This window comes from Halomonas ramblicola (assembly GCF_030409215.1).
GTDB lineage: Bacteria > Pseudomonadota > Gammaproteobacteria > Pseudomonadales > Halomonadaceae > Halomonas > Halomonas ramblicola.
Map to the genome: position 1 here is coordinate 57,603 of NZ_JAUFPL010000005.1, position 26,718 is coordinate 84,320.

The window sequence follows — 26,718 nt, forward strand, 5'->3', positions numbered from 1 at the left end:
GTCGAGGCCTACGAGCTCTTCTCCCACCAGCGCGACGGCGTGCTCAAGGTCGCCCTCGAGGTCTCCTGAGCGATCGCCAGCCGACGGCGGCGCGCATGAGGAGGCGTGGGGCGATTCACTGGCTGGCGGTGTCGATCGTGTCAGCGCTCACTGGGCCGGGTGAAACCAAGTCGCTGGCGCAGGGCTTTCTCCACTTCAAGCACTGCGAACAGGGCCATGCCCACCAGGACAATCAACACCCCCTGTTGCGGCGTCACCGGCCGGGTGGCGAAGAAGGTCGCCATGAGCGGCGTGTAGGTGAACAGCAGCTGCAGGACGCTGACCGCGCCCACGGCATAGAGCACCGCCGGCGTGCCTATCACGCCTTGCCAGGTCAGTGAGCCGCCGTGGATGTAGCGCACGCTGAATAGGTAGAACACCTCCATCACCACCAGCGTATTCACTGCCACGGTGCGCGCGTTCTCCAGGCTGGCCCCGGCGGCGAGCGCCCACTGGAACATGCCGAAGATGCCGGCCAGGAATAGACCGGACACCAGCGTCACCCGCCATAGCAGAAAGCCGGTGAGCATGGGCTCGTCGGCGGGACGGGGCGGACGGCGCATCACATTGGGCTCGGTGGGCTCGAAGGCCAGCGCCAGCGCCAGGGCGATGGAGCTGACCATGTTCACCCAGAGGATCTGCAGCGGCGTGATCGGCAGGACCAGGCCCAGCAGGATGGCGGCGATCACCGCCATGGACTCGCCGCCGTTGATGGGCAGCAGGAAGGTGACGGCCTTTTTCAGGTTGTCGTAGACGGTGCGACCCTCCCGCACCGCGTTGACGATGGAGGCGAAGTTGTCGTCGGCCAGCACCATCTCGGCGGCCTCCTTGGCGGCCTCGGTGCCCTTGTGCCCCATGGCAATGCCCACATCGGCTCGCTTCAGTGCCGGCGCGTCATTGACGCCGTCGCCGGTCATGGCGATGACCCGGCCGTTGGCCTGCAACGCCTGCACCAGGCGCAGCTTGTGCTCCGGACTGGCTCGAGCGAATACGTCCACCTCGTCCACCCACTGGCGCAGGGTCTCGTCATCGGCCTGTTCGATCTCGGCCCCGGTCACCGCCCGCTCCGTGTTGGCCAGACCCAACTGAGCCGCAATGGCACGGGCGGTGCCGGCGTGGTCGCCGGTGATCATCTTCACCTGGATGCCGGCCTCGTGGCACTCGGCCACGGCCTGCACGGCCTCCTCGCGGGGCGGGTCGATGAGGCCCACCAGGCCAAGCAGCACCATGCCATCCCCCACGTGCTCGAAGCTGAGCGTCGACTGCTCCGCTTCGGCCGGGCGGGCGGCGACGGCGATCACGCGTTGGCCTTCGGCCGCCAGCTCCGCCACGCGGCGATGCCAGTAATCGGCGTCCAGTGCCACCTCGCCCTGATCGCACATGCTCAGCACCCGCTCCGGCGCGCCCTTGAGATAGATCTCGCCATGCCCTTCATGATCGTGGTGGAGGCTGGCCATGAAGCGGTGGGCGGCGTCGAAGGGGATCTCGTCGCTGCGGGGGCGGGCCTTGCGCTCGAAGGCTTCCTCCAGGCCGATCTTGCGGGCGGCGGTGATCAGCGCGCCCTCCATGGGGTCGCCGTCGACCCGCCAATCGCCGCCCTCATCCTGGCGCAGGGCGGCATCGTTGCAGAGCATGCCGGCGCGGATCAGCGCCACCAACACCGGGTGTCGTTCCGACTCCACCGCCACGCCGTCCAGGCGCACATCGCCGTGGGGGGCGTAGCCCACGCCGGTGGTCTGGTAATGCGCGGCCGCGGTGACCAGCCCGCGCACGGTCATCTCGTTGCGGGTCAGCGTGCCGGTCTTGTCCGAACAGATCACCGACACCGAGCCCAAGGTCTCCACCGCCGGCAGGCGGCGGATGATGGCGCGGCGGGCGGCCATGCGCTGCACGCCGATGGCCAGGGTGATGGTGAGGATGGCCGGCAGGCCCTCGGGGATGGCGGCCACGGCCAGACTGACCACCGCCATGAAGGCCTCGGTAAAGGCATAGTCACGCCCATAAACGGCCACCGCGTAGACTGCCGCGGCCACCACCAGGATGATGGCGGTGAGCCGCCGCGCCAGGCTGTCCATCTGCCGCAGCAGCGGTGTCTGCAGGGTCTCGGTCTCCGCCAGCATGCGGCTGATCTTGCCGATCTCGGTGGCGGCGCCGGTGGCCATCACCACGCCCACCCCCTGGCCGAAGGTGACCATGGTGCCCGAGTAGGCCATGCCGCGACGGTCGCCCAGCTCAGCGGCGGCATCGACCGCTGCGCCGTCCTTGGTCACGGCGACCGACTCGCCGGTCAGCGCGGCCTCCTGGATCTGCAGGCCCTTGCACTTGAGCAGGCGCAGGTCGGCGGGCACCCGGTCGCCGGACTCGATCAATACAATGTCGCCGGGTACCAGCTCGGCGGCGGGGACGGTGGTGCGGGCGCCGTCACGCAACACCGACGCCTGGGACGAGAGCATCTGCCGGATCGCCCCCAGGGCCTTCTCCGCTTTGCCCTCCTGCAGGAAGCCGATCCCCGCGTTGAGCAGGGCCACGGCCACGATGACCACCGCATCGGTGACGTGACCGATCGCCAGCGTGATCGCCGCCGCCACCAGGAGTACGTAGATCAGCAGGTTGTTGAACTGGCTCAGAAAGCGCCGCAGCGGGCCGCGTTGCCGGGCCGGCGGCAGTTCGTTGCGGCCGTATTGCTGCAGCCGTGCCTGTGCCTCTTCTGCGTGGAGGCCGTGCTTGTCGGTCTGCACCGAGGCAAGCGCCTGTTCGGCGCTCAGGCTGTGCCAGGCCGGCGGTTCGGTCCCCATCGCATGCGTCTCCTGGTTCGTCACGACATCGTCTGGCATAGGACCATAGGTGGAACCGAGGGTGTCGACAATAGCGCGGAAGGTCGCATACGGACTGGCTTGATGCGGGACAAGCGATGCTGCTGGGCAATATCATCGAGCTCAGCGAACGCGGCTAACCGCCGCGCCAGTACCTCCTCCCCCGCGACGACGTGCGGATGGACCTGCTGAGGCCCTCCAGCACCGTGTCTCACTGCCCGTTCAAGGGCGATGTCAGCTACTTCTCGTTTGGCGATCACGCCGATGTGGCGTGGAGTTATGAGCAGCCTCTTGAGGGGCTGGAAGTGATCGAAGAAATGCTGAACAGTTAGGAGGCTGGGCGTCTTCTTCAACTTCGACTGCGTGGTGCTGGACGTGGCGCCGGTGACCCGGGACCTACCCGCCGACGTCTTCGCCGCCGGCAACCCCTGCCGCGTCATCCGCCCGATCGGGGACAGCACGCAGGATTGACCTGGATCAAGCGCTCGTCGCCAGGGCCTGCTATAGCTGGTGGCATCCCCCGCCACTCGCCAGGAGCCAGCCCCATGCCGACCATGATGAAAGCCGCCGTCTTCGTCGAACCCGGCCGCATCGAGATCGACGACCGCCCGATGCCCGACATCGGCCCCAATGACGCCCTGATCCGCGTGACCACCACCACCATCTGCGGCACCGACGTGCACATCCTCAAGGGCGAGTACCCGGTGGAGCGGGGGCTGATCATCGGCCACGAGCCGGTGGGAGTGATCGAGAAGCTGGGCGCCAACGTCCAGGGCTACCGGGAAGGGCAGCGGGTGATCGCCGGGGCGATCTGTCCCAGCTTCACCTCCTACGCCTGCCAGGACGGCTGCAGCGCCCAGGACGGTGGCCACCATGCCCACGGCTACAAGCCCATGGGCGGCTGGCGCTTCGGCAACACCATCGACGGCGCCCAGGCCGAATACCTGCGCGTGCCGGACGCCCAGGCCAACCTGGCCCCGGTGCCCGACGGCCTCACCGACGACCAGGTGCTGATGTGCCCCGACATCATGTCCACCGGCTTCGCCGGGGCCGAATCCGCCAACATCCGGATCGGCGACAGCGTGGCCATCTTCGCCCAAGGACCCATCGGCCTGTGCGCCACCGCCGGGGCGCGGCTGCGCGGCGCCGGGTTGATCATCGCCGTGGACGGTGTGGAGGAACGCCTGGCCATGGCCCGGAGGATGGGCGCCGACGTCACCCTCAACTTCCGCGAGGTGGACGTGGTCTCCGAGATCCACAAGCTCACCGGCGGCCGCGGCGTCGACGCTTCCATCGAGGCGCTGGGCCTGCAGCAGACCTTCGAGTCCTCGCTGCGCGTGCTCAAGCCCGGCGGCACCCTGTCGAGCCTCGGCGTCTACTCCGAGAACCTCACCATCCCGCTGGACGCCTTCTGCGCCGGCCTGGGCGACCACCGCATCATTACTTCGCTGTGCCCCGGCGGCAAGGAGCGCATGCGCCGCCTGATGCAGATCATCGACAGCGGCCGCCTCGACCTTGGCCCCATGGTCACCCACCGCTTCCCGCTCGAGCAGATCGTCGAGGCCTACGAGCTCTTCTCCCATCAGCGCGACGGCGTGCTCAAGGTCGCCCTCGAGGTGTCCTGACGCGCGCCACGGCCGGGCGGATGCCTCCGCCCGGCTCCCGTTGACCCTTGCCAAAGGTGGATCTTGCCCCGCCAGCGGGGCCGCTGATGAGCGAGGGGGCGCTCCCGTTACAGCGTCTCTTCCAGGAGCAGGGACAGTCGCTTGTGATGCAGGGCGTCGGCGGCCGCGTCGTAGGAGGGGGCGTCCTTGGCCGTGAAGCCGTGGGCTGCGCCCTTGTAGAACTCGGTGGTGAAGTGCACGCCGGCTGCGGCCAGCGCCTCGTCCATGCGGGCAATCTGCTCGGGGGGCAGCAACTCGTCCTTGTCGGCGTGGCCGAAATAGACGCGCCCCTCGATGGTGCCGACCAGGTGCACGGGACTGTTCGGGTCGTCGGCCTCCGCCAGCCGGGCCGAGTGAAAACCGGCCGCGGCGGCAACGCGGTCGGCGTGTTCGGCCGCCATGCGCAGCGCGAAGGCCCCGGTCATGCAATAGCCGACCACGCCTATCTTGCCGTCCGCGAACTCGGCCTCGTTATCGATGCAGCCCAGTAGGGCGGCGAAGTCGCGGGATTGTGCCTCGGGCGTGAGTCGGCCGGCATACTCCAACAGCGTCGGTCGCACGTCCGGGTCGCGGAAGGACTTGCCCTCCGGCACGACCGGGCCGTTCGCATCGCGGTAGTAGACATTGGGCATCAACACGGCATAGCCGTTGTCCGCGATCCGCTGGGCCTTCTCGTGATAGCAGGGGCGCAGACCGCCGATATCGGTGAACAGCACCACGGCCGGAAGGGGGCGGTCGGCGTTCCCGGGCGTGAAGACATGAGCGTCGATGGTGCCGTCGGCAGCGGGGATTTCGATAGCACGAGACATGAATGGGCTCCGGGTTGTCGATGGCGAATGGATGTCGTCGGGGACGGATGTCACTTGAGACGAATCTAACCGAAGACAGGCCCTGTTGACGAGGTCGTTACTCTCCCGCCCGATGATCATCCGCAGCGCCTGGAGGCCGACCTTTTTCAAGCTGTGCGGCGGTTTGCAAACGGCGGCCCGTACAATAAGAATGTGACAAAGATCCGCTTTTGTCCGAATGACGGATGTGAGTCTATGCTGATGAATAGGGCTCGGCAGCTGGCGATCCAAGGCAACCGGTCACGCAAGCGTTAAGTGAACATGAGCATGGCTGGAATAAAAACCTTGCTTTCAGGAGGGGATATGCTGCCAGCAATCGGTTTTCCACACCACTGCATTTCTTTCGGATTGTGGCTGGTCATAATATGTTTTCTTCTCGCTCCCAGCCTGAGCTACTCCGAAGACCTGAGATTACAGAGTCTCAGCATGCGAGCACGCCTTTCAGAGAAGACCTTGCTTGGAGAAGATGCGCCGGAGGATTTTGAGGAGTACGACGTGTCGGCGAACTTCGGGTTACCATGGAAGAGCTACTCCCCTTCAGGCTGGGGTATGGGCACGCGTTTGATGGCGAGCACCGGAGTTTTGCGGGGAGCGGGGGAAAATGCTCTCGTCGTTTCTCTCATCCCCGAGTTGACCCTGGGGAGTGAAGACGGACGGTTCACCCTGGATTTGGGAGCAGGTGGGGCACTGTTCAGTAGGTATCGCTTTGGGACGCAGGATTATGGCGGGCCTTTCCAGTTTGCCCTGACCTTGGGCGTCGGTGTTCCGCTATATAAAAATCTGGGACTAGGTTATCGGTTTCTTCACTATTCCGATGCCGGCGTTAATGGGTCTGACACGACCGGGGCAGATTTCCACATGATTGAATTCAGTTATAGACTTTGATCATCGTCGATTCGATCAGCTGTGGTCATTTTTCTATTGCTCAGGGCTATCTTGCAAGCTAGGAAGGTCGCCAGATGAGCCTCCGCGGCCGAGCCTCCGTCGACAGGCGAGGTTCGCCGAAGCCTTGTGCCCGGGGCGAGCCTGAAGTGGACTACGCTAATAGCCTGATCGCCGACCTCGACAGGGCCGGCCGGACCACATCGAACGCGGCGCAGGGGGCGGATGTCGCCTTGGTGTCCGACGTGTCGGGCCGCGCAGTGACGCGGGGAGGAACCATGGCTGCGATTGAGCGCTACGACGTGATCTGCATCGGCGGCGGCTCCGGTCTGACTGCCGCCTATTACGCGCAGCAGGACGGCAAGTCGGTCGCGCTGGTCGATGACCGTCCCGACCAGCTCGGCGGCACCTGCGTGAACCGCGGCTGCATCCCGACGAAGGGCCTGATTCAGGCCGCCGAGGTGATGCAGACGATCCGGCACGCCGCGAACTTTGGGATCCACCTGGATCAGTCGTCGGTTCGCGTCGACTTCCAGGCCGTTCTCGACACGGTCCGCCGCCGGCGCGAGGACGACGCCGCTGCCGTGCGTCGCTGGGTGGAGAGCGCCTTCACCCCCTACTATGGCCAGGCGCGTTTTGTGGACGACAAGCTGATCGAGATGGAGGACGGGCGCCGGCTGACCGGCGAGCGGATCTTCATCGCGGCGGGCGCGCGACCCGCGATCCCGCCGATCCCCGGGCTGGCGGAGAGCGGGTTCCTCACCAACGAGTCCGTCATCTTCGACCTCACCGAGCAGCCCGAACACCTGATCATCCTCGGAGGCGGCTACATCGGCTGCGAGTTTGCCCATTTTTTCTCCGCCCTGGGCACCCGCGTCACGGTGATCGACCATTCCGAATGCCTGCTGGCCGAAGACGACGACGTGCGGGCGCTGTTCACGCAGGAGCTTGCCAAGCGGGTGGAGCTCGTGCTGCAAGCCGAGGCACGCCAGGCGCTGGTGCGCGACGGGCAGTGTGGCCTGATCGTTGCCACCGACGACGGCGAACGTACCGTGCTGGGCGATCAGCTCCTGCTGGCCACCGGTCGGCGTCCCAACACCGATGGGCTCTCACTGGAGAAGACGGGGGTCGAGCTTAACGACCGCGGCTTCGTGGTGGTCGACGACGGGCTGCGGACCACGCACCCCGACATCTATGCCTATGGCGACGTCATTGGGCAGGGGATGTTCAAGCACACCTCGAGCTACGAAGGTGAGCTTGCCTACCGCAACGCGCACGGTGCCTCCCTTGCTGTCGACTACACCGCCAACCCGCACGCCGTGTTCAGCAATCCGCAGATCGGCTCGGTCGGGCTGACCGAGCGCGCCTGCCGCGACCAGGGCCTCGATTACACCGTGGCCCGGAAGCATTACGCCGATTTCGCCAAGGGCAAGATCGTCGGTTCACCACCGGGCTTTGCGAAACTCCTGGTCGAGAAGGGCAGCGACCGGATCCTGGGCTTCCATCTGATCGGCCCCCAGGCAGCCGACCTGATTCACGAGGTGGTGGTCGCCATGAACACCCCGGGGGCCAAGGCGCAACGAGTGCGCGACAGCATCCACGTTCACCCGACCCTCGCCGAGTTGGTCAAGCAGGTGTTCGATGCCACCGCATAGGACGCCGTCTAAGCTTTGTCTGAAAAGTCGGCGAGCGATGGCAGACAAGGCAAAAATTGGCGAAAAGACGGAGTTTACGAGCTGTAAATGAGTACTTTGAGCCGATTTTTAACGCCGTATGGACGAGCACAGGCAGTTTTCAGACAAAGCGTAATACCTGTCGGGCCTCATCCTACAGGCAAAGTGGGAGATAACCATGAAACAGTCTGAGCGGAAAGATGTCTGGGCCGCTGGCGACCTCTATGAACCCTATGTGGGGCGCTGGAGCCGACAGGTGGCCAAGGCGTTTTTGGGCTGGCTAGCGGTGCCAGAAAAAAAGGCCTGGCTGGATGTCGGGTGTGGAACCGGAGCCTTGACCCAAACCATCATCGAGACTGGAAATCCAAGCTCGGTCATAGGTATGGATTCTTCGCCCGGCTACATCGAGTATGCCAAGGCGCGCATCGCGAGTCCATGCGTACGCTTCGAGGTCGGGGACGCCCAGTCACTCCCCATGGATACAGCGAGTCTGGACGCCGCCGTTTCAGGCCTCGTCTTGAATTTCGTGCCACAGCCGCCCCGGGCGGTTGCGGAAATGGCTCGGGTTGTGCGCCCGGGCGCGGTCGTTGCGGCGTATGTCTGGGATTACGCTGGGAAAATGGAGCTGATGCGTTACTTCTGGAATGCGGTGGTTGCCTTGGACGCTTCGGCAATTGACCTCGATGAAGGCCGTCGCTTTCCGATTTGCCAACCGCCACCGCTTACCGAACTGTTCGCGCAGGCCGGATTGAGCGAAGTCGAGGTATGTCCGATCGATGTCGCCACCGACTTCCGCGATTTCGACGATTATTGGTCCCCATTTCTCGGGGGACAAGGGCCGGCGCCTGGCTACGCAGTATCGTTGAGCGACGATCGCCGCGCGGTGCTCCGGGAGCGGATTCGAGCCGAACTCCCCCTTTCGAAGGATGGGTCGATCCACCTCATTGCCCGTGCATGGGCCGTTCGAGGGCGCAAGCCATAACGGCGGCCCAGCCAGGCGCTCCGGCCGATGTCGCTCTGACGCGGCAACGCGCCTGCGCTTGGCCGTTAGGTTTCACCATGTCTGACGATATTGTGTTCCTGAATCTTGGGGGAGGTGATCAAGTGCTCTATAAAATACGCTCTGCAAGAGCATCTGATTCTTAACAATTCGCTCTACTGGATACTCTTGGCGTCGCACCGGTAAGCTCGGCGTTAAATCAGGTCTTGCGGAACGTTCGCTTCTGGCCAAACCGGCGCTGGAGTGCCTCTCCCGACTCCTGCCAGGCAATGGGCTAGGCTGGTGACCGATGAACCCGGAAGTGGGGGTGGTTCATCGTGGCGCTCAAGGGAGGGCGATATGAGGGAGGAATCACTTCTCCAGGAACTCGAATCCGTGGAGCAAACCTTCAATCGAGCTGTCATATCAAACAACGCAGAACGGATATCCGCCTGTCTCTCCGAGGACTGGGTGTTGGTGACGCCCGAGGCGGGGCCGGTACCTCGAGAGAGATTCCTGCAGGCCGTGGACCAGGGCGTGCTGACCCACCTGACGCCTGTCACCGAGGGCTAGTATCACTAACGGCGGCACGCCGGATGATGCCGCAGGTAATGGCAACGGCGCGAGTTCTGGTACACTCTCGCCATCTTTGTGGTTGACGGAGACACGATGGAAACGGAACTGAGTGAGTTCGAGCGGCAGATGCGCCGCGAAATCGATTCCTTCATGACCCATGAGAAGGAAACCCGGCGCAAGGCCCGGGATACGCCCCCCGAATGGCCCGGCGAGATGGGCACCGCCGACAAGACACAGCGCAGCAAGCCGGCCGGTGCCCCCAGGACCGGCCACCTGGTGAAGCTGGCGGTGCGCACCAAGCAGCTCGAGATGGATACCGTCTTCGAGCATGTTTCCTCCAGCATCTCCAAGATCGAGGCCCAGTTGGAGGCCGAGAAGGCCGCCCGCAAGGCGGGCTACCCCATCATCGGCTATGTGGTCGAGACCCGCCGGCTCTGAGTCCCCTCCCGGCCGCGTCTCCCCGCTAGGGCAGCGTCCGCTTCCGGACTCGCCCCCCTTGGCTATCGCCATTCCATGCTGACTCCCTTATGCTCGGGGGTTCGGCCGAGTGCCTCTCGGCCAACGTTGGCAACCGGCAGGGAAGGGGGACCTCGTGGAGCTATGGACCTGGATGACCTATGTCGGGGTGATCACGGCGCTGATCAGCTTCCCCGGCCCCGTGGCGCTGCTGTGCACCACGCATGGCCTGCGTTTCGGTCGCCAGCGGGCCCTGGCCACGGTGCTGGGCGGCACCCTGGCCTCGCTGGTGATGATGCTGCTCTCGGCGCTGGGGCTGGGCGCCGTCCTGGCGACCTCGGAAACGGCCTTCCTGGTGCTCAAGCTCGTCGGCGGCGCCTACCTGATCTTCCTCGGCGTGCAGGCGTGGCGGGCCCAGCCGCAGTCGCCCGCCCGGGGGCCGCAGGGGCCGGCGGCAGAGTGTCGGCACCACGCCCCGGTAACCCGACTGTTTCGCCACGGCTTCACGGTCGGCATCAGCAATCCCAAGGACCTGCTGTTCTTCGCCGCCCTGTTTCCCAACTTCGTCACCGTGGGCGAACCCCAGGCGATGCAGTTCGTCGTCCTGGCGCTGACCTGGCTGGTGATCGACATCACCCTGATGTCGATCTATACCGCCATGGGGTCCGGCGTCGGGCGCTGGTTCGATCGCCCCGGCCGGGTGCGGGCCTTCAACCGGGCCACCGGTGGGCTCTTCATGGCGGCCGGGGGCACCCTGGTCACCACCAGCCGGTAGCGTTCGAGGCACAACGAGGTACGTCAAGGCCCGGCCGTTCGGCCTGGCAGTCGACACGGAGGCGTCATCCATGAAGACCATCGGCCTGCTGGGCGGGATGAGCTGGGAATCCACGGTGAGCTACTATCGTGCCCTCAACGAGGGCGTCAAGGCGGCGCTGGGGGGACTGCATTCGGCGCGGGTCGCCATGCTCAGCGTCGACTTCGCCGAGATCGAGGCGTTGCAACACCAAGGGCGCTGGGACGACACGGCGGAGCTCCTCGGCGAGGCGGCGCGGCGCGTCGAGGCCGGGGGGGCCGACTTCCTGGTGCTCGCCACCAACACCATGCACAGGGTGGCGCCCTCCATCGAGGCGTCCGTCGGGATCCCCCTGCTGCATATCGCCGACGCCACCGCCAAACGCCTGCGTGAGGACGGCATCCGGCACGTGGGGTTGCTGGGCACGCGTTTCACCATGGAGCAGGCCTTCTACAAGGATCGCCTGACGGAACGCTTCGGGATAGAGGTACTGGTGCCCGAGGCGGACGAGCGCGACAGCGTGCATCGGGTCATCTATGAGGAGCTGTGCCTGGGGAGGATCGAGTCCGCCTCACGGGCCGAGTACCTGGCCATCATCGAGGGGCTGCGCCGTCGCGGCACCGAGGCCGTCATCCTCGGTTGCACCGAGATTGCCTTGCTGGTCGGCCAGGCCGATACCGAGGTACCGCTCTACGACACCACCGCCCTCCACGCGGCCAGTGCCGTGGCGGCGGCCTTGTCGGACTAGCCGCTTACCGACGCTCACGCCGTCGCCATCCAGGGAGTCGAGGATGCAGATCACCGCACTCAATATCTATCCGGTCAAGTCGCTGGGCGGCATCGCGCTACGCGAGGCGCGCCTCACCGTCGAGGGGCTGGCCTGGGATCGCCGCTGGATGGTGGTCGACGACGTCGGCCGCTTCGTCACCCAGCGTCAGCTGCCGGCCATGGCGCGCATCGGGGTGACGCTGGAGGACGATGCGCTGGTGCTCACTCACCCGCAGGCCGAGGCGTTGCGCGTGCCGCTGGCCCGCGAGGGGCAGGAGCGCCTGTCGGTGTACGTCTGGGACGACCGCTGCGAGGCCCTGGACGAGGGTGCCGAGGCCCGGGCCTGGCTGGCCGCCGTGCTCGGCGACTACCAGGGCAGCGGCCTGCGCCTGGTACGCTTCGCCCCGAACCATGAGCGGCGCGTGGAATCCCGCTACCTGCGGCCGGGCGAACGCGCCCACACCGGCTTCGCCGACGGCTATCCCTTCCTGGTGGTCAGTGAGGCCTCGCTCGCCGACGTGAACCGCCGCCTGGCGGCCAAGGGGCAGGACGCGGTGCCCATGACGCGCTTCCGGCCCAGCCTCGTGGTGGCGGGCGAGGCGCCCTTCGCCGAGGATGGCCGAGGCGAGCTGGGCGCTCTGGACGGTCGCTGGCGGATGGGCCTGCGCAAGCCCTGTCAGCGCTGCAAGATCACCACCATCGACCAGCTCAGCGGCGAGATCCTGGTGCCCGGCGAGCCGCTGCGCACCCTGGTGGAGATGAACCGCTCCCTCGCGCCCGGTGGCTACTTCGGCCAGAATGCCATCCTGCTGCAGGGCGAGGGCGTCACCCTGCGGGTGGGGGAGCGCTGTCGATTCGAGGGCGACCGGAACGGCTCCCGGGGGTAGCGTCCGACACAGGAGCGATTCCCATGGCGACCATTCCCACCATCACCCCCCTGCCTGTGGTTCGATGATCAGGCGGAGGAGGCGGCGCGTTTCTACGTCGCGATCTTCGACGACTCCCGGCTGCTGGAGATGTCCCGCTACGGCGAGGCGGGCCAGGCGATGCAAGCGATGCTTGGCATGCGCAAGATCGACATCGCCGCGCTGCGCCGCGCCTACGAGGATTAGGCGGCACGCGGCACTGCGCTATCATGCCCACCCTCGTGGAGGACAAGGGCTATAATGGCGACCCGCTTCGCCGCTACTGCAACCGGCACCACATGAAGCCGACCATTGCCCGGCGCAAGATGAAGCGAAGGCCACGCCCTGGCGGCCCCAAGGGCTTTGGCAAGTCCCGCTATCGAGAGCGAAACAGCATAGATCGCTGCTACGTGCCAACTTTCCAGACAGAGCCTAGCGCAGGGCGCGCAGCACTTGGTTGCGCTGCAAGGTCTGCTCTTCCATACAGGACCAGTAGAACATGTGAGCGGCGCTGCCACCTTCCTTTAGTTCCGGCTCACAGTGCGCGTCGCGTTGCCTTAGCCATGCATGCTGCTCGTCAAGGAGCACCTGGCCGGTACCACGAGTGTCCGCCAAGGGCTTTACCTCTTTCCAAAGCCGATTCAGTTCCCGGTCCGCGATCTCCCATTTTTGTTTGGCGCAGATGTTAGCATCACGCTGGGTCGTACCGTTGCAGTAGGATTGCGCAATGGCTGTCGCTGGGCTCAGGACAATTACAATCAGTAGGACGAAAATTCGCTTCATGGTCAACTCTCCATCTTCCAATGTAAGCTGGGATTTTCCTTTTGCCTCTGTCCCACGAAGATCGCCAGCGTCCGAGGCGCCGATCAAGCCGAGGGAGGTAGAGTCGCCATGTCTTCGTCGAGCCGCTCGATTGCAGCGAGCCGTGCTTCCGGTCGCACAAGACGGTGAGTCCCGCGATAGGGTGCCATACTCCACCGAAATCACCCCCGGCTATAAGTGGAGCCGGAATAACTGTTGCGGTGTTGAAAATAGAGGCACGGAAAAATGGTTTTAACCAATTTCTCATGGCCGCCACTCATTCTGTTCCTATTCCTGAAATCTGGCATTGAATGTCATTACGGAATCAGCGGGGTATGAGTTGCCGGCGAAATCTGTATAACTTCCCTCCCATATCACCAGCACATACATGTGATCACCGTCTTTACCCGTCAGCTTCCCGTTTACCGCTGCAGCCTGGAGGTCAAAGTGCTTCCAGACCCTGTCGGTTGTGGGTGACAAGAGCGCGTTCTCGGCCTGAAAAGTGCCAGTTCCAGTGATCTCGTCACCCTCGAAGTCAAGTGTCAAGTGCGCAGACGCTTCGCGAACCGTGGCAACTTCCGCGGGAGATCGCATTTTCACTTCGGCACCTTCCTCAGCCACCTCAACGTTGGCACCCAGATAGAACCCCACTCCAGAAAGTTTCGAGTCGGCTTCATTCGTGCTCAACATATGCTCGGCGGAACCGGCATAGCTGCCAGCTTGCGGCTTGCTCTCAGGTTGTTCGCCGCCGACAAATCCACGCAGCCAGGCTGTACCCAGATCAATTCTTTCCAAGGGGCGATCATGCCCACCCGTGACCCATGTAAAGGTGCTCAGAACCCCGGGTTCTTCGGGCCGGGGAAGGCTTTCAAGGTTTTCGATCGCTTGATCGTCGTCGTGATGGAATAAGATGTCGGTCGAAAGCACTACCGTTTCCTGGTAGCTGTCCGTATGGTCTTGTGGATATAAATGGTAGATCATCTGTCCGGGCGCTTGATAGGCAGGCTCTAACTTGTCTGAAGTCTCGACGCCGTATACCTTCATGGCATCGAGATCGAGGCAAAGGTCACTGAAAAGGTTCTCTTTCTCGATGGTAGTTCCGTCTATCCATGAATAGCTGACGATGGCGAGCCCAAACTTTCCGTTGCAGGGCTGCTGAAGCTCGATATGTTCAATATCTGCAAGACTATACGTCGGCAACGCAACAAGGACTATGGTTGCCACCCCTGCTATCCTTCTTACTGAATGGGTCATCTAGCCCTCCTTGGTTGCATTCAAGGTGCCTTTAATCAGACATCCCAGAAGGCCTTTCGAGTCAGACTCGACTTTTGTGAGCAGCTGCAGTGCATCCGGGATCATGGAGATCACAACTTGTCTGAAAGTAATAAAGCGATCACCCACACCACGGCTGCCACTGCAGCCAGACGGATTAACGCCGGCAGGATCACGTGCACCAAAAAAGAAACTATCCAAAATGTAGCGTAAATAAAAATCGCAGGAGCTGTAAATCCGATCAGTGCGCCTGCTCCGGCCCGTTGCCAGAAGGGCATATCTGCAAATTCTGCATATTCAAAAGCACCCCAGTATGCACCGACGAACATCGCCATGAAGCTGATGATCCCACCAACTGTCGCAAGCCAATCAGGCAGATCACGCACCCTTTGCGAAGTTTCAGCCGACGGTTTTTCTCTGGCTCCGGCCATGACGTTCGACGTGGCCTTTTTTTTCTGTCTTTTGGGCGGCCGATGCCGGACCGCGGTTGCTCGTCTCGCTTCGTCTCCCAAGGCTCCGTGGAGTCCGACGGAAGCTTGACCCTTTAAAGCGTTCACGTAATCAAAGGTGTCTCGTGTCTTTTCCCATTCCGGCTTGGACATGATCAGCTCCCCAAGAAGTTGTTGAGTTACTAACAATTTAATACATCTCACGGGGAAGGCCTGCGAATGACGAACGCACTGCGGGTCACGCCGTTCGACAGATGGCCCTCAAGCGCATCAATCACACCGCTGTTGTCGAGGGCCAGTTGTGGACACCGATCTAAGCGATCATTCGGGGTGCCGGCTGCTAACTGCTCGTCGCTGGTGTGCGTGAAGCCGCCAGAGAGGGTGGAGCGTGTTAGCAACAATGGCTCAAGAAAGATCAAGTCGACACAACCAACCTCGAACGGAGCCATTACGGCCGCGGAGATGGTCGAGCCGGGGATATCTCGTCTGCGGTTGTCTGCTTATGCTGGCTCGATTCGAAGAGCATAGGACAAAAACCACATGAACCTTAGACTGATTCTTCTCCTGAATCCGTGATGTTGGCGTTGACACTGTCTCCATCATCCCCATGTGCTCTCGCCTTACCTGTGGAGCTTCTCCACGCATTACCAGTGCGGCAAGTACGTGGCCGATGGTCGCTGGTCCGAGATCGCCGTGTCCAAGCAGTGCGGCGCGGCGGTATTGCTGCGGCGCCTGGCCGAGCACGGTGAGGGCAACTTCCTCGACCGGGTCGATGCGCGGGCCGAGTGAGGGCGCGCGACGACGGAGGCAGTGTTCAGGCGGCGCATCGGTGCAATTATTTGGAAATGGCTTCCATTTATTGTGCCATGGGCTATTATGGCGGGTCCCCGTTTCGTTTCCCAGCAGGAGGCCCCATGAGCTTCTACGTCTATCTCTCCGGCGAGATCCACACCGACTGGCGCGATGAGATCCAGCGCGGCGCCGAGGCCGCCGGGCTCGACGTCGTCTTCACCTCGGCGGTGACCGACCACGACGCCAGCGACGCCGCCGGCGACCACCTGGGCGAGGAGGCGAGCCAGTTCTGGCGCGATCACAAGTCCTCCAAGGTCAACGCCATCCGCACCAAGACGCTGATCGAGCAGAGCGACCTGGTGGTGGTGCGCTTCGGCGACAAGTACAAGCAATGGAACGCCGCCTTTGATGCGGGCTACTGCGCGGCCCTGGGCAAGCCCTACGTGACCCTGCATGGCGAGGAGATCGTCCACCCCCTCAAGGAGGTCGATGCCGCCGCCATGGCCTGGTGCACCACCACCGATCAGGTCGTCGAGATCCTGCGCTACGTCACCCAGGCCTGACCCCCTCCCTCGAGGAGCCGGCCCTGCGCGAACGCCTCGCACGCCACCAGATGCTGGTTTATCTGGCGGCGTTGCTGGCCGGGCTGTCGGTGGGCTCCCATTCGCCCCCATCCTACGCCACTTTCACCCCACTGCCTTCGCCGGTAAGTAAGTGGATGTCCCTCTCCTTTTCCCCTTTGTTCCTTCCCTTCTTCCTCGGCGGGGTATGAAAAAACTCACGCCTTGAGTGAGCAGGTCTAAGGCATCTTTACTAGGCTGAATGTCACGGGATGTGTCCAGCTGAAGATGTCGCGATCCGGCGACCATGACATCCCCAAGCAGCTTACCGAGACAGTCCTCGATACGGTACTGCCCAGCGGCAGCGTGCCTTCGAGTTGGCCTTTCCGTACCGGATCTGGGTTTTGATATTGGCACTGACACGTTCATTCGAAATCAGGGCGTGTAGTTTCGTCATTATTAAACGTATCGAAAAGATCTACCTGGATTACGCCGTCATCAAAGTCGTAAAACAAAGCTCCATATTGATCGGGGGTCATCACAATGGCACACGAAAATCGTGATGCGGGAAACATCCTGCAACGGGGGTACGTCGCCGCACGTCGCGACGCGCCCGCCGATATGGCCGGCTGGTGCGGTAAGAAAGAGAAAGGTCGAGACGGTCGGCATGGCGGCAAGGATGGTGCCGGTGCACCGGGCCGTGGCCCGGTCGCGCCGTTCGGCCTCGACGACGAGTATGTCGCCACCTTCGATGGGAAGGCCGTCACTGTCACGCGTTTCGCCGATATCGGCAAGCGCGACGAAGCGGCGTGGCGTACCCACGCGCGGCTCGACTTCGAGGCGGCGAAGGCCCACCCGGCCGGCGCCGGTGCACCGCTGCTCATCTATGTCGTCGACAGCCACGGCGCGGTCTGGTCGCTCGATTTTCGTCCCCGCGAGGGGGGCCTAGAGGCGGACGGCATCGCCGAGGTTCCTCGTTGCCAGCGTCTCGCGCACGACCTGAAGGACCCCGTGCGCGACATCGTGGTGCTGCGTCGCACCTTGGTGCTGCAACAGGCCCGGCGCGGGGGCGGCCATGACCTGCACGCGCTCGACCGGCGCTCCGGCCGGGTCGCGTCGATCGGGAGCGCGACGCTGGACGCGGACATCGCCGCCCTCGATCCCCAGCGCAACGATATCCTGCTCGGGCGCCACCACGGCGAGCTGCGCCTCATCCTGTTCGGCGAGGCCAGCGCCGACGGCAGCGTGGAGGTTCACGGCTTCGACGAGCCGCGCGTGACCGCCGCCGGCCTGGTCGACGGCACCCACCTGGTGCTGGCGCGAAAGGGCGGCCTGGTGAACAAGGTCGACCTGCGCGCCGCGCTGCCGGACACCGCCACCCGCGCCGTCGATCCGTTGGTGCGGATCTGCTACGTCCTGCGCCGGCTACTGAAGCGCTGTGGTTGCGACTGCGACTGCAAGGACGTTCCCGGCGGTGACGGCGGGGGCCGGCCGGGAGACGGCGGGCCCGGAGACGACCGGCCCTGCGACGACCGCCATGCCGCGCGCCTCGGTTTCACGGCGGCGAAGCTCTATCGCGCCGGGGCACATATCGTCGCCGTGGACCGAGGCGCGACTCGCATGGCGGTGCTCGACACGCGCCTCAACCTGCTCTTCGAGCGCAAGCTCGACCGGGCGGGCGCCGAGGTGCAGCCCGGGCAGCCGCATACCCAGCGCCTGCTGGTGCATCTGCCGCGCAAGCACCAGCTCGAAGCCTGGGCGCTGGCCGACTATGCCGGAGAACTCGTGGCCCACCAGCCCGACGACCTCATCATCCGGCCGCCCGTGCCCATGCCGTCCGTGACCTACTGGGGCGCCAGGCACCAACGGGCCGAGCTGAACCCGACGCTCACGGTCTGCCTCTTTCCGGTCATCGAGCCGGGCCAGAGCTACGGCGACCCCAACATGAACAAGTTGATCGACCAGGTCTCGGCGAAGATCTTCACCAGGGTCGACGACTACTACGACGAGAACAGCTTCGGGGAACTGGCGATCGACTTCACCGTCTTCGGCTACGACATCGGCGGCGCCCGCACGCCCCTGGTGCTGCCGCGGGCGATGGCGAGCTACTGGTACGAGGCCTTCCGGGCCGGCGGCCTGAAGGCGGTGATGCCCGCCGACTGGGCCGATCCGGTGGTCTTCGACGGCACCGAGGCGCTGGAGATCCAGGCCAATCCGCGCGCCGGGGCGGTGAAGACCTACGACATCCCGTTCGCGGCGTTGTGGACCTCCGCCAGCCTCGGGAGCTTCCCCGTCGACATCGACTTCGACGGCAGCGAGAGCGTCGAGCTGACGGTCGAGACCCAGGACGGCGACACCCACGTCCTGAGCGTCGATTTCCCGGCCCTCAGCCTGACGCTGAACCAGGGGGGCGACGTCGCGGGGTTCCTGGACGATCTCGGCACCCATGTCACCGACGCCATTCGCACGGCCGAGGCCGCCCTGCCGGGCGGCCCGACGCTGATCCAGGCTGTCGAGTTCCGGCGCGTGCGCACCTCCTCCGACGACACCCAGTTCGGCATCCTGCAGGGCAGCTTGCGTTGCCAGCCCGTGGCGCCCGCCGACGTGACCCAGAAGGGCCGGATCGCGGTGACCGGGCCCGGCGTGCTGGCGCCGGTGCTGTCGACGATCGGCCTCTCCACGGCCGCCATCCCCGGGGTGATGACCTCGTCCTCGGCGGTCGGCGCCTATTTCCGGCAATGCCTGCGTGCCGCCCAGGTCGATGCCGGCGAGGGCATCGGCGGGGCCAGTGCCTACTTCGCGACCTCCGTCACTACGGACGAGGATGCGGCGGCGCAGGAGGTCACGGTCGGTGTCAGCCTGACGGCGGATTTCGGCGGCAACGAGGCCACCATGGAAGTGCTGTCCAGCAGCGGGTTGGCCGGCACCGGCTGGGACGCCGCCACACCGGACCCGGGCAGCAAGAGCGATCCCAACAACACCAATGCGCTGCGTGATGCGGTCGAGTTGGCGGATGACACCTTCACCGCCGCCCTGGAGCACATCCGGGCCACCACGGCCTGGGACCGCGGGACGGTCGAGGCGATGTTCGCCGATTTCGACGTGATGATGATCGCCCATGTCGGCGCCCCCCACCCAGGGATTCCGGCGGCCGATCAATGGAATGCCGACGATCCGGTCGACTTCGGCGGCAAGCGCATGTACAAGCGCACCTACCACGCGACCGACCTGAACCCGCCGGCCGGCGAGGACCCCGTCCAGATGGGCACCCCCAACATCACCGGCCAGCGGTTCAACGCCTTCAGCGGCCCCGACTTGAACAACCAGGCCGGGGTGATGGCCCACGAACTCGGCCACGCCCTCGGCCTGCCGGATCTCTACCCCGCCAACGGCTACCGCGACGACGTGATGTACGTCAGCCCCTGGGCGATGATGGGGGGGAGTAACGCCACCTTCCACCATTTCTGCGGCTGGTCGAAGTGGGCACTCGGCTGGATCGCCGACGACACCGACCCGGACGTGAACCGGACCATCTTCGTCGACCTGCCGGCACCCGACGCGGTCTCGGTGACCGAGGCCTGGCTGGTCCCCGTCGAGTACTGGGACGACGCCATGCGCGAGGACGTGCGCGACGAGGTCGGCGGCACGCTGCCGATCGGCCAGCTGATGAAGCTCAACCTCGGCAGCGACGGCGGGGTGACCGCCTTCCTGGAGCTGCGCGCCGAGGGCAGCAACTTCTCGCAGAACCTCAGTCCCCAACCGACGGTGATCGCCACCAACGGGCTGGATCCGGCTTCGGACCGTCACTGGGCGGTGAACGGGCTCTATCGCCGCTCGGTGCACCTGCTCAACACCGGTACCGAGCTGCGGGCCATCAACGACACCTGGGACTTCGCCACCGCGCCGGAATTCCCGCTCAAGGGCTGCACGGCCGAAGTCGCCGACACCCGCACCGTGCGCGGCACGATCCCGGTCTACCGCGTGCGGGTGGAGCGCGAGCAGGCCGAATACATCGACCTGCACTTCCAGGACCACGTGCCGAGCTACAAGAGCCCCGACATCTGGGTCGACTGGACAGGCGACAACCCGGACCCGGACGTGCCCCGGGAATACCCCGTCGGCACGCCGACCGATCAGGGCGAGACCGTGCGCTTCCCGGGCAGCGGCACGGAGAAGCACTACGTCGTGGCCCGGGTGCACAACGCCGGCAACGTGCGGGCGGAGGATGTCAGGGTCCGCTGGTTCGTCTGCGACCCGCCCGGCTCGGGCGACGACGGGCGCTGGGTCAACCGCGGCACCCAGACCATCCCCGAGGTCGGCCCCGGGGCCAACGAGATCACCCCCTTCGAATGGCAGGTCGACGCCGCCACCAACGTGCACCAGTGCATGCGCATGGAGATCATCGACTGGACGATCCCGGCCGAGGTCGACCCGGCGACCGGCGACACCGTGGCGCTGGCCTCCGACGACGTGAAGCTGCAGAACAACAACGCCCAGCAGAACGTCTTCGATTTCGAAGCGCTCAGCGGCTCGCCCTATGCGCCGATCCATTTCCCGATGCAGGTCCACAACGACCGCCTGCGCACCGAGGTGGCGGCGCTGGTGCCGAAGGGGCTCCCGTATGGCGCGAAGCTGACCATCAGCCCGCGGGAGTGGGCGATCCCGAGCGGCGAGGCGCGTGTCTTCCACTGCACCCTGGAGCTGGACGAGGCCATCATCCGGCCGGGTTGCGACAACGACGGCGGCTTCCTGTTGACGGCCTGGCGTCGCGGCGGCGAGGCGGACGAGATCTGGGGCAGCTGCTTCTACCACGTTCGCCCACGCTTCCAGACGCGCATCGAGCTGATCCGCGGCACCTGGTTCCACGGCCGGGTGGCGATCCACGGCCTGCTGCAGGCCCTGACGGACGAGCCGCTCGACCTCGGCGACGACCTGCCCCTCGTCGTGCGCATCAGAATGCTGGTCGACGGCCCCGGCGGGCCAGTGCACTGGCGCACCGTGCCGGTACAGGCCAATGGCGGCTTCGCGCTCGACACCCAGATCGCCGAGGGCAAGGCGATGATCGCGCAGGCGTGGTTCGATCGCAGCGTTCGCCTGGGATCGTCCGTCTCCAACGAGCTGAAACTCAAGCAGTCCTTCCTCGAATAGGCTCACGATCCGAGTGGGCAAGCCGAAACAATCTTTAGTAGGCTGAGTGTTACTGGATGTGTCCAGGTGGGGTTCCCGAGCCGCCAGATGGCGACTCGGGGCCCCAACGCCAGGGAGGCGGCGCCATATGGTACTGCCGGGCGGTAGCGTGTTCGCAGCTCGGAAGATCCGTGCCGGAGCGGGGGGCGGTCAGTAAGGCCTCTGTGGAGAGGAACTTGCGACCGGCAGATAACGACCCTGAGCAGCCATGCCGGCAAAGGCAGCAGGCACGTCATCGGTGTTATGCAGCCGGTGGAAATGAAGGTCTTTCCCAGATTATTGACGAGGGGGAATGATGAAAACTTCCCGGAACTTTGTTATGAAACTTTGTCTTTTGCGAACGCTATAGGAGGAGTTGTGAGTTTGCAGCGAACAATCCTGTTATCCGCCATATTGGTTGCAATGGCAATTTTGCTCTCTCCAATATCGCTTCAAGCGTATAAGATGTTTCAGTGTGTTAGTGCGATAGAGAAGGCGGGAGCGGGCTCGCAAGAAGCAAGCAAGGTGACATGTATTCAGTATGTAAACTAATGAGAGTGGTTTTTGGGCGAGGTGCATTTTCCTGATAGGGCACCTTGCGACCGAGGCTGTGTGAAAACGCACCGGCCGCTATACTTTGCCAATGTCCGCTGAGGAAATGGCGATGAAGCGATTCGTGGTAGGAGAAGCCCGAGATCAAAGCACGTTGTTCCCCGCGCTTTTGGACGACTTCATCGCAGACGATAACCCGGTCCGTGCTATTGAGGCGTTCGTGGAGGGCCTCGATCTCAGAGGGCTTGGTTTCAAGGGCGTCGATCCACATGCGACAGGAAGGCCCGCCTATCATCCCGCTGTACTCCTGAAGCTCTATATCTACGGCTACCTCAATCGCATCCAGTCGAGTCGCCGCCTGGAGCGCGAGACGCAGCGTAATGTCGAGCTGATGTGGCTGACGGAGCGCCTAACACCGGATTTCAAGACGATCGCGGATTTCCGAAAGGATAACGGCGAGGCCATCCGCCGTGTCTGTCGAGAGTTCATCGTGCTTTGCCGGCGGCTGGATCTGTTCTCACAAGCCATCGTGGCCATCGATGGCAGCAAGTTCAAAGCTGTTAACAACCGCAACCGAAATTTCACGGCGACCAAGATGAAACGTCGCCTTGAGCAGATCGAAGAAAGCTTCAACCGGTACCTTGGTCAGCTTGATGCAGCCGACCGAGATGAGCCTGCTCTGGCCGAGGCCAAGACAGCGCACCTGAAGGAAAAAATCACGAAGCTCCGGGAAGAAACTGCACGATTACAAGCAGTTGAGGAAGAGAGGCTGAAGTCTCTCGATCAGCAAGTATCTTTGACGGATCCGGATGCCAGAGCGATGGCCACTAGTGGCAGAGGTACCGGAAATGTGGGTTACAACGTACAGACTGCGGTCGATAGCCAGCACCATTTGATTGTGGCCCATGAGGTGACCAACGTCGGGCATGACCGGGGGCAGCTCTCTAACATGGCCAAGCAAGCGCGTGAGGCCACTGGCATCAAGGAGCTGAAGGTCGTGGCTGACAGAGGCTACTTCAAGGGCGAGGAGATTCTGGCCTGTCACAAGGAAGGGATCACTACCTATCTCCCCAAGCCGCTGACATCACCAAGCCAGGCAAAGGGCTTTTTCCCAAGAGACGCATTTCGGTATCTCCCTGAAAGCAATGAATATTCCTGCCCCGCTGGACAGCGGCTGACATGGCGGTATGAAACGATAGATAAAGGGATGAAGCTGCATGCTTACTGGAGTTCGGCATGTGCAACCTGCACCATGAAAGAAAAATGCACGACTGGCAAGCAACGACGGATCAAGCGTTGGGAGCACGAAGATGTGCTTGAAGCTGCGCAGTCACGTCTCGATTGGAATCCAGAGATGATGCGCCTGAGGCGACAAACAGTGGAGCATCCGTTTGGGACGCTGAAGGCGTGGATGGGGGCGACACACTTCACGACGAAGAGGCTCAGAAATGTGAGCACGGAAATGAGTCTTCATGTGTTGGCGTACAACCTGAAGCGTGTCATAAAGATCTTGGGAGTCAATGGGTTGATGAGGGCTTCGAGGGCATAACAGCCCTTTTTCTCATATTTTCAAGGGCCATAAGGGCGAGATGAATGCTTTCTGATGGTTTCATGATTTCCAGATCTCACAACAGCATCAGTCGGCAATCATCCAAGCAATGGCTTGTGTGGGCTCAACAGGAAGCTGAGGGGGAAGGTTCTTGAGTCAGACCAGGTTTTTTCTGTTTTCACACGGCCAGGACCCAAAGCGGCCATGTTGGCAAAGGTAGCAAGCACGTTCATTGGGGATATGTGCCATGCGCGATTATCGATGTTAACAGAGGGAGAGCTCCTATCAGAACGATTATAGGCTCAATAGCAGTATCGGTTGGCATTATCGCAGCAGGATCATTTGCCAGCTGGTATTTAGCTGTTAGCAAGAGCTTAGACCTTGATGATGCGGACCTTGTCTCCTCCATTATTGCGATTGCCGCGAGTGTTGGCGCTTTAGTCTCTGCAACTTTTGTGATCTTCAGTTATTTGCAGACGAATCGTGCATTCATAGAGGCGCAAAGGCCGCAGCTGCTGATTCTTTTAGATAATAAATACGAACATGAAACTAATCTTCCGGTAAGTTTCATCCATTATCATAACATTACTCAGAATAAGTTTGATGATTTAAAAATAATAGTGGAGGTTACCATTAATGGTGAGAAGCACTCGCTGGACCATCTCTTCCGTTCGAGTATGACAATGATTGGTCAAGATCGTAGGCAGCGAAAGTTCAAACCGTATGACGAGCTGGCTAATGTTGGTGTGGATATGCCAGCGCAAGAGAGCCTGGGCAATAAGATAGAGCTTGATATTACTTATGAGTATATATTCTATCGTAAGCTCGACAGGGTGCACGCCCAGAAGTATGAATGGGATGGAAAAAGCAAGCGTTGGGAAATCTGTTAACAAGTCACACCACGCGGACGCACTAGGGAAACGCTGCATAAATCCCGCCGTAGCTGCCTGGCAGCCATCGGCGGGGTAGAATCGGACCATTCCGCCACCGTCTGACCAGAGCCATCCGATGAAGCAGATCTCGTTCGCCCAAGCCGAGCACCAGAACAAGAAGAAGGTCACCCGCCGCGAGCGGTTCCTGGCCCAGATGGAGGCCCTGGTGCCTTGGCAACGGCTGATCGACGCGCTGTCGCCGTCCTACTTCCCGAACGCGGCGGGCAAGCGGGGCCGGCCGCCCATCGGTCTGGAGCGCATGCTGCGGATCTACTTCCTGCAGCAGTGGTATGCGCTCGCCGATGAGGCGCTCGAAGATGCCATCTACGACAGCCAGGCGATGCGTGACTTCGTGGGGATTGATTTGGCCATCGAGAGCGTGCCGGACGCGACCACACTCCTGCGCTTCCGTCATCTGCTGGAAAAGCATGCCCTGATCCAGCGGATCTTCGAAGAAATCAACGTCCACCTGGCCGAGCAGGGGCTGTTCATGCGCGAGGGCACCATCGTCGACGCGACCATCGTGGCGGCCGCCCCCTCCACCAAGAACCAGGCCAAGCAACGTGATCCGGAGATGAAGCAGACCAAGAAGGGCAACCAATGGTATTTCGGCCTGAAGGCCCACATCGGCGTCGATGCGGTCACCGGACTGACTCACAGTGTTGCCACTACCTCGGCTAACGTCGCCGATGTCACCATGGCGGCCCATTTGGTCCGGGACGATGACCAGCAGGTATACGGCGACGCGGGCTACACCGGCATGTGGAAGTACCTGGACGAAGAGAAGGATGCCCCGGACTCCCGCTGCGGTGTTGCCGCCAAGCGCAGCCCCATCAAGGAGATGGAAGACAGTCCCATGAAAACGCTGCTGCTGGCGATCGAGAAGGCCAAGGCCAGGATTCGCGCCAAGGTCGAGCATCCGTTTCATGTCATCAAGAACCTCTTCGGCTACCGGAAGGTGCGCTACAAGGGGCTGGCCAAGAACCAGGCGCAGCTATTCAGCCTGTTCGGACTGGCCAACCTGGTGCTGGCGACACGATGCAAGGGCCGAGTTGATGGGGCCAGTACGCCTTGAATCTGGCCTGGCAGCCGATTACCCCGGCTGCCAGGGAAAACACACCACCTGAGGTGGTCAGAAAATGATCGCTGACGCGGTAATTGTGCCACTCAGAGCACTTCAGCCGCTCATAGACGAATTAATCAGCGGTTCCCTAGAGTGCGCCGGTGCGATTTGGCGTTGGACAATAAAAAAGGGGAGTTGCATGCGACCAGGGTTTAGCGAGAGAACGTTCGAGTTCTGCTTCAACGCGGAGTTTTGTCAGACGCTCGGGGGACTACTTGTGAGTCATCCACACATCCCATCTCAGCAAATAGAGAAGGACTTGGGCTACGACGTCGAGTTCAAGCTTCAGCAGGGCCAGTACACAAGCTCAATCTTCATCCAGCATAAAGTTGCACATTTCGCCGAATCTCGCGCTGGTCGAAACGGACACTTCTATGACCACCATCAAGGCTCATATTTCCGGTTCGCCCTGGACAACGAACAGCACAATACGCTTTGTGAACTAAGTCGGACGAAGGGTGATGCCTACTATTGCGCTCCTTCGTTTCACCTGAGCCATGAACTCGAACAGCACTTCCGAGCCGATTCGATCTCTGACAATTCACTACTTTTGGACCCTCTGGACGTCGGTGACATTACTGACAACAACAGACACAATATCACATTTGCTCCCGGCGGGATAAATCCGGCAATGCATTCTGAGGTTCGTAAGTTCGAGAGGCCACATCACGCCAGCAAAGAAGATATGCCCAAATTCAAGAAGAAAGATATTGATTACTCATACTTTGAGGAAGTGAGCGACGAAATTGTTCAACGAACAGTGCAATCTAAGTTCCGAGATTCTTTCACCAGGTCAGTGGAACGCATGAAGCCGCTTCAGAAGGCTCAATTTTTATTGGGCAGGGTGTACAAGGTTTCTTGGGTCTTGGTGCCGTAGTGAGCATGTCGCCCAACAAATCGTTTCAGCGGACGTTTGATTCGAAGCCCATTTTTCTGTCGTATAATGCACCACGCCTAAACGCCGCTGAACTCAAACCTGACACCAAAAAAATTGAGGAGCATCTAACGTGAAAATAAGGAAGGGCGGTCTCAATGACCAAGTGCAACACGTAACTCATCAGGTACGGTGTTGCCATGACTTACTGCTATCGCCATCTCTCTGCTGAAGACCGAGCCGCCATCATGA

General features: G+C 62.5%; 21 protein-coding genes and 1 pseudogene. 17 read left to right on the forward strand and 5 right to left on the reverse strand.

Annotation, left to right across the window (positions count from 1 at the left end; translation table 11 throughout):
- Positions 1–140: 140 nt before the first annotated feature.
- Entirely contained in the window at positions 141–2,834 is a 2,694-nt protein-coding gene (locus tag QWY80_RS01430) for a cation-transporting P-type ATPase (RefSeq protein WP_290228887.1), read from the reverse strand.
- Positions 2,835–3,004: 170 nt separating this feature from the next.
- Here QWY80_RS01430 and QWY80_RS01435 point away from each other — a divergent pair.
- Positions 3,005–3,184: pseudogene (locus tag QWY80_RS01435) on the forward strand (DUF427 domain-containing protein); the annotation flags it as partial.
- A 213-nt stretch (positions 3,185–3,397) separates the two neighbouring features.
- Positions 3,398–4,477: an NAD(P)-dependent alcohol dehydrogenase gene (locus tag QWY80_RS01440; protein WP_290228888.1), complete on the forward strand. Its 1,080-nt coding sequence runs from the start codon at positions 3,398–3,400 to the stop codon at positions 4,475–4,477.
- 107 nt (positions 4,478–4,584) lie between these two features.
- Here QWY80_RS01440 and QWY80_RS01445 read toward each other — a convergent pair whose 3' ends face one another.
- On the reverse strand, positions 4,585–5,325 hold the full coding sequence (locus QWY80_RS01445; protein WP_290228889.1) for a dienelactone hydrolase family protein: 741 nt from the start codon (positions 5,323–5,325) through the stop codon (positions 4,585–4,587).
- 342 nt (positions 5,326–5,667) lie between these two features.
- On the opposite strand from QWY80_RS01445, the gene QWY80_RS01450 reads away from it, so the two are divergent.
- From QWY80_RS01450 to QWY80_RS01485, 8 genes are all read left to right on the forward strand, one after another.
- On the forward strand, positions 5,668–6,249 hold the full coding sequence (locus tag QWY80_RS01450; RefSeq protein WP_290228890.1) for an acyloxyacyl hydrolase: 582 nt from the start codon (positions 5,668–5,670) through the stop codon (positions 6,247–6,249).
- A 146-nt stretch (positions 6,250–6,395) separates the two neighbouring features.
- The gene (locus tag QWY80_RS01455; protein ID WP_290228891.1) at positions 6,396–7,901 is read left to right on the forward strand and encodes a dihydrolipoyl dehydrogenase family protein; all 1,506 of its coding nucleotides are present in this window, start codon (positions 6,396–6,398) and stop codon (positions 7,899–7,901) included.
- Positions 7,902–8,097: 196 nt separating this feature from the next.
- On the forward strand, positions 8,098–8,901 hold the full coding sequence (locus tag QWY80_RS01460; RefSeq protein WP_290228892.1) for a class I SAM-dependent methyltransferase: 804 nt from the start codon (positions 8,098–8,100) through the stop codon (positions 8,899–8,901).
- 666 nt (positions 8,902–9,567) lie between these two features.
- Positions 9,568–9,912 (forward strand): hypothetical protein, encoded by a 345-nt coding sequence (locus QWY80_RS01465; protein ID WP_290228893.1) that lies wholly within the window; start codon positions 9,568–9,570, stop codon positions 9,910–9,912.
- Positions 9,913–10,066: 154 nt separating this feature from the next.
- Positions 10,067–10,705: a LysE family translocator gene (locus QWY80_RS01470; protein ID WP_290228894.1), complete on the forward strand. Its 639-nt coding sequence runs from the start codon at positions 10,067–10,069 to the stop codon at positions 10,703–10,705.
- Positions 10,706–10,775: 70 nt separating this feature from the next.
- A complete protein-coding gene (locus QWY80_RS01475) occupies positions 10,776–11,471 on the forward strand; it encodes an aspartate/glutamate racemase family protein (RefSeq protein ID WP_290228895.1) in 696 nt (231 codons plus the stop codon).
- Positions 11,472–11,514: 43 nt separating this feature from the next.
- Positions 11,515–12,378, forward strand: coding sequence for an MOSC domain-containing protein (locus QWY80_RS01480; protein WP_290228896.1), 864 nt, complete (start codon positions 11,515–11,517; stop codon positions 12,376–12,378).
- Positions 12,379–12,432: 54 nt separating this feature from the next.
- Positions 12,433–12,603, forward strand: a complete 171-nt coding sequence (locus tag QWY80_RS01485; protein ID WP_290228909.1) for a VOC family protein — start codon at positions 12,433–12,435, stop codon at positions 12,601–12,603.
- Positions 12,604–12,828: 225 nt separating this feature from the next.
- Here the strand turns inward: QWY80_RS01485 and QWY80_RS01490 are convergent, their stop codons facing one another.
- The 3 genes from QWY80_RS01490 to QWY80_RS01500 form a co-directional block, all read right to left on the reverse strand.
- Positions 12,829–13,179 (reverse strand): lysozyme inhibitor LprI family protein, encoded by a 351-nt coding sequence (locus QWY80_RS01490; protein WP_290228897.1) that lies wholly within the window; start codon positions 13,177–13,179, stop codon positions 12,829–12,831.
- A 306-nt stretch (positions 13,180–13,485) separates the two neighbouring features.
- Positions 13,486–14,451: a hypothetical protein gene (locus QWY80_RS01495; protein WP_290228898.1), complete on the reverse strand. Its 966-nt coding sequence runs from the start codon at positions 14,449–14,451 to the stop codon at positions 13,486–13,488.
- Between the two features lie 110 nt (positions 14,452–14,561).
- Complete coding sequence (locus QWY80_RS01500) at positions 14,562–15,071, reverse strand: hypothetical protein (RefSeq protein ID WP_290228899.1); 510 nt, start codon at positions 15,069–15,071, stop codon at positions 14,562–14,564.
- Between the two features lie 456 nt (positions 15,072–15,527).
- Here QWY80_RS01500 and QWY80_RS01505 point away from each other — a divergent pair, with 456 nt between their 5' ends.
- The 7 genes from QWY80_RS01505 to QWY80_RS01535 all read left to right on the forward strand — a co-directional run bounded on the left by QWY80_RS01505 (position 15,528) and on the right by QWY80_RS01535 (position 26,469).
- A complete protein-coding gene (locus QWY80_RS01505; protein ID WP_290228900.1) occupies positions 15,528–15,707 on the forward strand; it encodes a hypothetical protein in 180 nt (59 codons plus the stop codon).
- A gap of 125 nt (positions 15,708–15,832) precedes the next feature.
- Positions 15,833–16,273: a YtoQ family protein gene (locus tag QWY80_RS01510; RefSeq protein WP_290228901.1), complete on the forward strand. Its 441-nt coding sequence runs from the start codon at positions 15,833–15,835 to the stop codon at positions 16,271–16,273.
- 540 nt (positions 16,274–16,813) lie between these two features.
- Positions 16,814–21,418 (forward strand): metallopeptidase domain-containing protein, encoded by a 4,605-nt coding sequence (locus tag QWY80_RS01515; protein WP_290228902.1) that lies wholly within the window; start codon positions 16,814–16,816, stop codon positions 21,416–21,418.
- A gap of 682 nt (positions 21,419–22,100) precedes the next feature.
- Positions 22,101–23,537 (forward strand): IS1182 family transposase, encoded by a 1,437-nt coding sequence (locus QWY80_RS01520; protein ID WP_290228903.1) that lies wholly within the window; start codon positions 22,101–22,103, stop codon positions 23,535–23,537.
- A 242-nt stretch (positions 23,538–23,779) separates the two neighbouring features.
- Entirely contained in the window at positions 23,780–24,427 is a 648-nt protein-coding gene (locus QWY80_RS01525; RefSeq protein ID WP_290228904.1) for a hypothetical protein, read from the forward strand.
- A 118-nt stretch (positions 24,428–24,545) separates the two neighbouring features.
- On the forward strand, positions 24,546–25,544 hold the full coding sequence (locus QWY80_RS01530) for an IS5 family transposase (protein ID WP_290228905.1): 999 nt from the start codon (positions 24,546–24,548) through the stop codon (positions 25,542–25,544).
- A gap of 64 nt (positions 25,545–25,608) precedes the next feature.
- Positions 25,609–26,469, forward strand: a complete 861-nt coding sequence (locus QWY80_RS01535) for a hypothetical protein (RefSeq protein WP_290228906.1) — start codon at positions 25,609–25,611, stop codon at positions 26,467–26,469.
- The last annotated feature ends 249 nt before the right edge of the window (positions 26,470–26,718 follow it).

Bases quoted from the DNA above. Each gene is read 5' to 3' on its own strand.
- QWY80_RS01430 (WP_290228887.1), bottom strand. From the start codon at position 2,834: ATGGGGACCGAACCGCCGGCCTGGCACAGCCTGAGCGCCGAACAGGCG.
- QWY80_RS01535 (WP_290228906.1), top strand. From the start codon at position 25,609: ATGATCGCTGACGCGGTAATTGTGCCACTCAGAGCACTTCAGCCGCTC.
- QWY80_RS01445 (WP_290228889.1), bottom strand. From the start codon at position 5,325: ATGTCTCGTGCTATCGAAATCCCCGCTGCCGACGGCACCATCGACGCT.
- QWY80_RS01510 (WP_290228901.1), top strand. From the start codon at position 15,833: ATGAGCTTCTACGTCTATCTCTCCGGCGAGATCCACACCGACTGGCGC.
- QWY80_RS01490 (WP_290228897.1), bottom strand. From the start codon at position 13,179: ATGAAGCGAATTTTCGTCCTACTGATTGTAATTGTCCTGAGCCCAGCG.
- QWY80_RS01495 (WP_290228898.1), bottom strand. From the start codon at position 14,451: ATGACCCATTCAGTAAGAAGGATAGCAGGGGTGGCAACCATAGTCCTT.
- QWY80_RS01450 (WP_290228890.1), top strand. From the start codon at position 5,668: ATGCTGCCAGCAATCGGTTTTCCACACCACTGCATTTCTTTCGGATTG.
- QWY80_RS01520 (WP_290228903.1), top strand. From the start codon at position 22,101: ATGAAGCGATTCGTGGTAGGAGAAGCCCGAGATCAAAGCACGTTGTTC.
- QWY80_RS01475 (WP_290228895.1), top strand. From the start codon at position 10,776: ATGAAGACCATCGGCCTGCTGGGCGGGATGAGCTGGGAATCCACGGTG.
- QWY80_RS01500 (WP_290228899.1), bottom strand. From the start codon at position 15,071: ATGTCCAAGCCGGAATGGGAAAAGACACGAGACACCTTTGATTACGTG.
- QWY80_RS01515 (WP_290228902.1), top strand. From the start codon at position 16,814: ATGGCACACGAAAATCGTGATGCGGGAAACATCCTGCAACGGGGGTAC.
- QWY80_RS01465 (WP_290228893.1), top strand. From the start codon at position 9,568: ATGGAAACGGAACTGAGTGAGTTCGAGCGGCAGATGCGCCGCGAAATC.
- QWY80_RS01460 (WP_290228892.1), top strand. From the start codon at position 8,098: ATGAAACAGTCTGAGCGGAAAGATGTCTGGGCCGCTGGCGACCTCTAT.
- QWY80_RS01530 (WP_290228905.1), top strand. From the start codon at position 24,546: ATGAAGCAGATCTCGTTCGCCCAAGCCGAGCACCAGAACAAGAAGAAG.
- QWY80_RS01480 (WP_290228896.1), top strand. From the start codon at position 11,515: ATGCAGATCACCGCACTCAATATCTATCCGGTCAAGTCGCTGGGCGGC.
- QWY80_RS01440 (WP_290228888.1), top strand. From the start codon at position 3,398: ATGCCGACCATGATGAAAGCCGCCGTCTTCGTCGAACCCGGCCGCATC.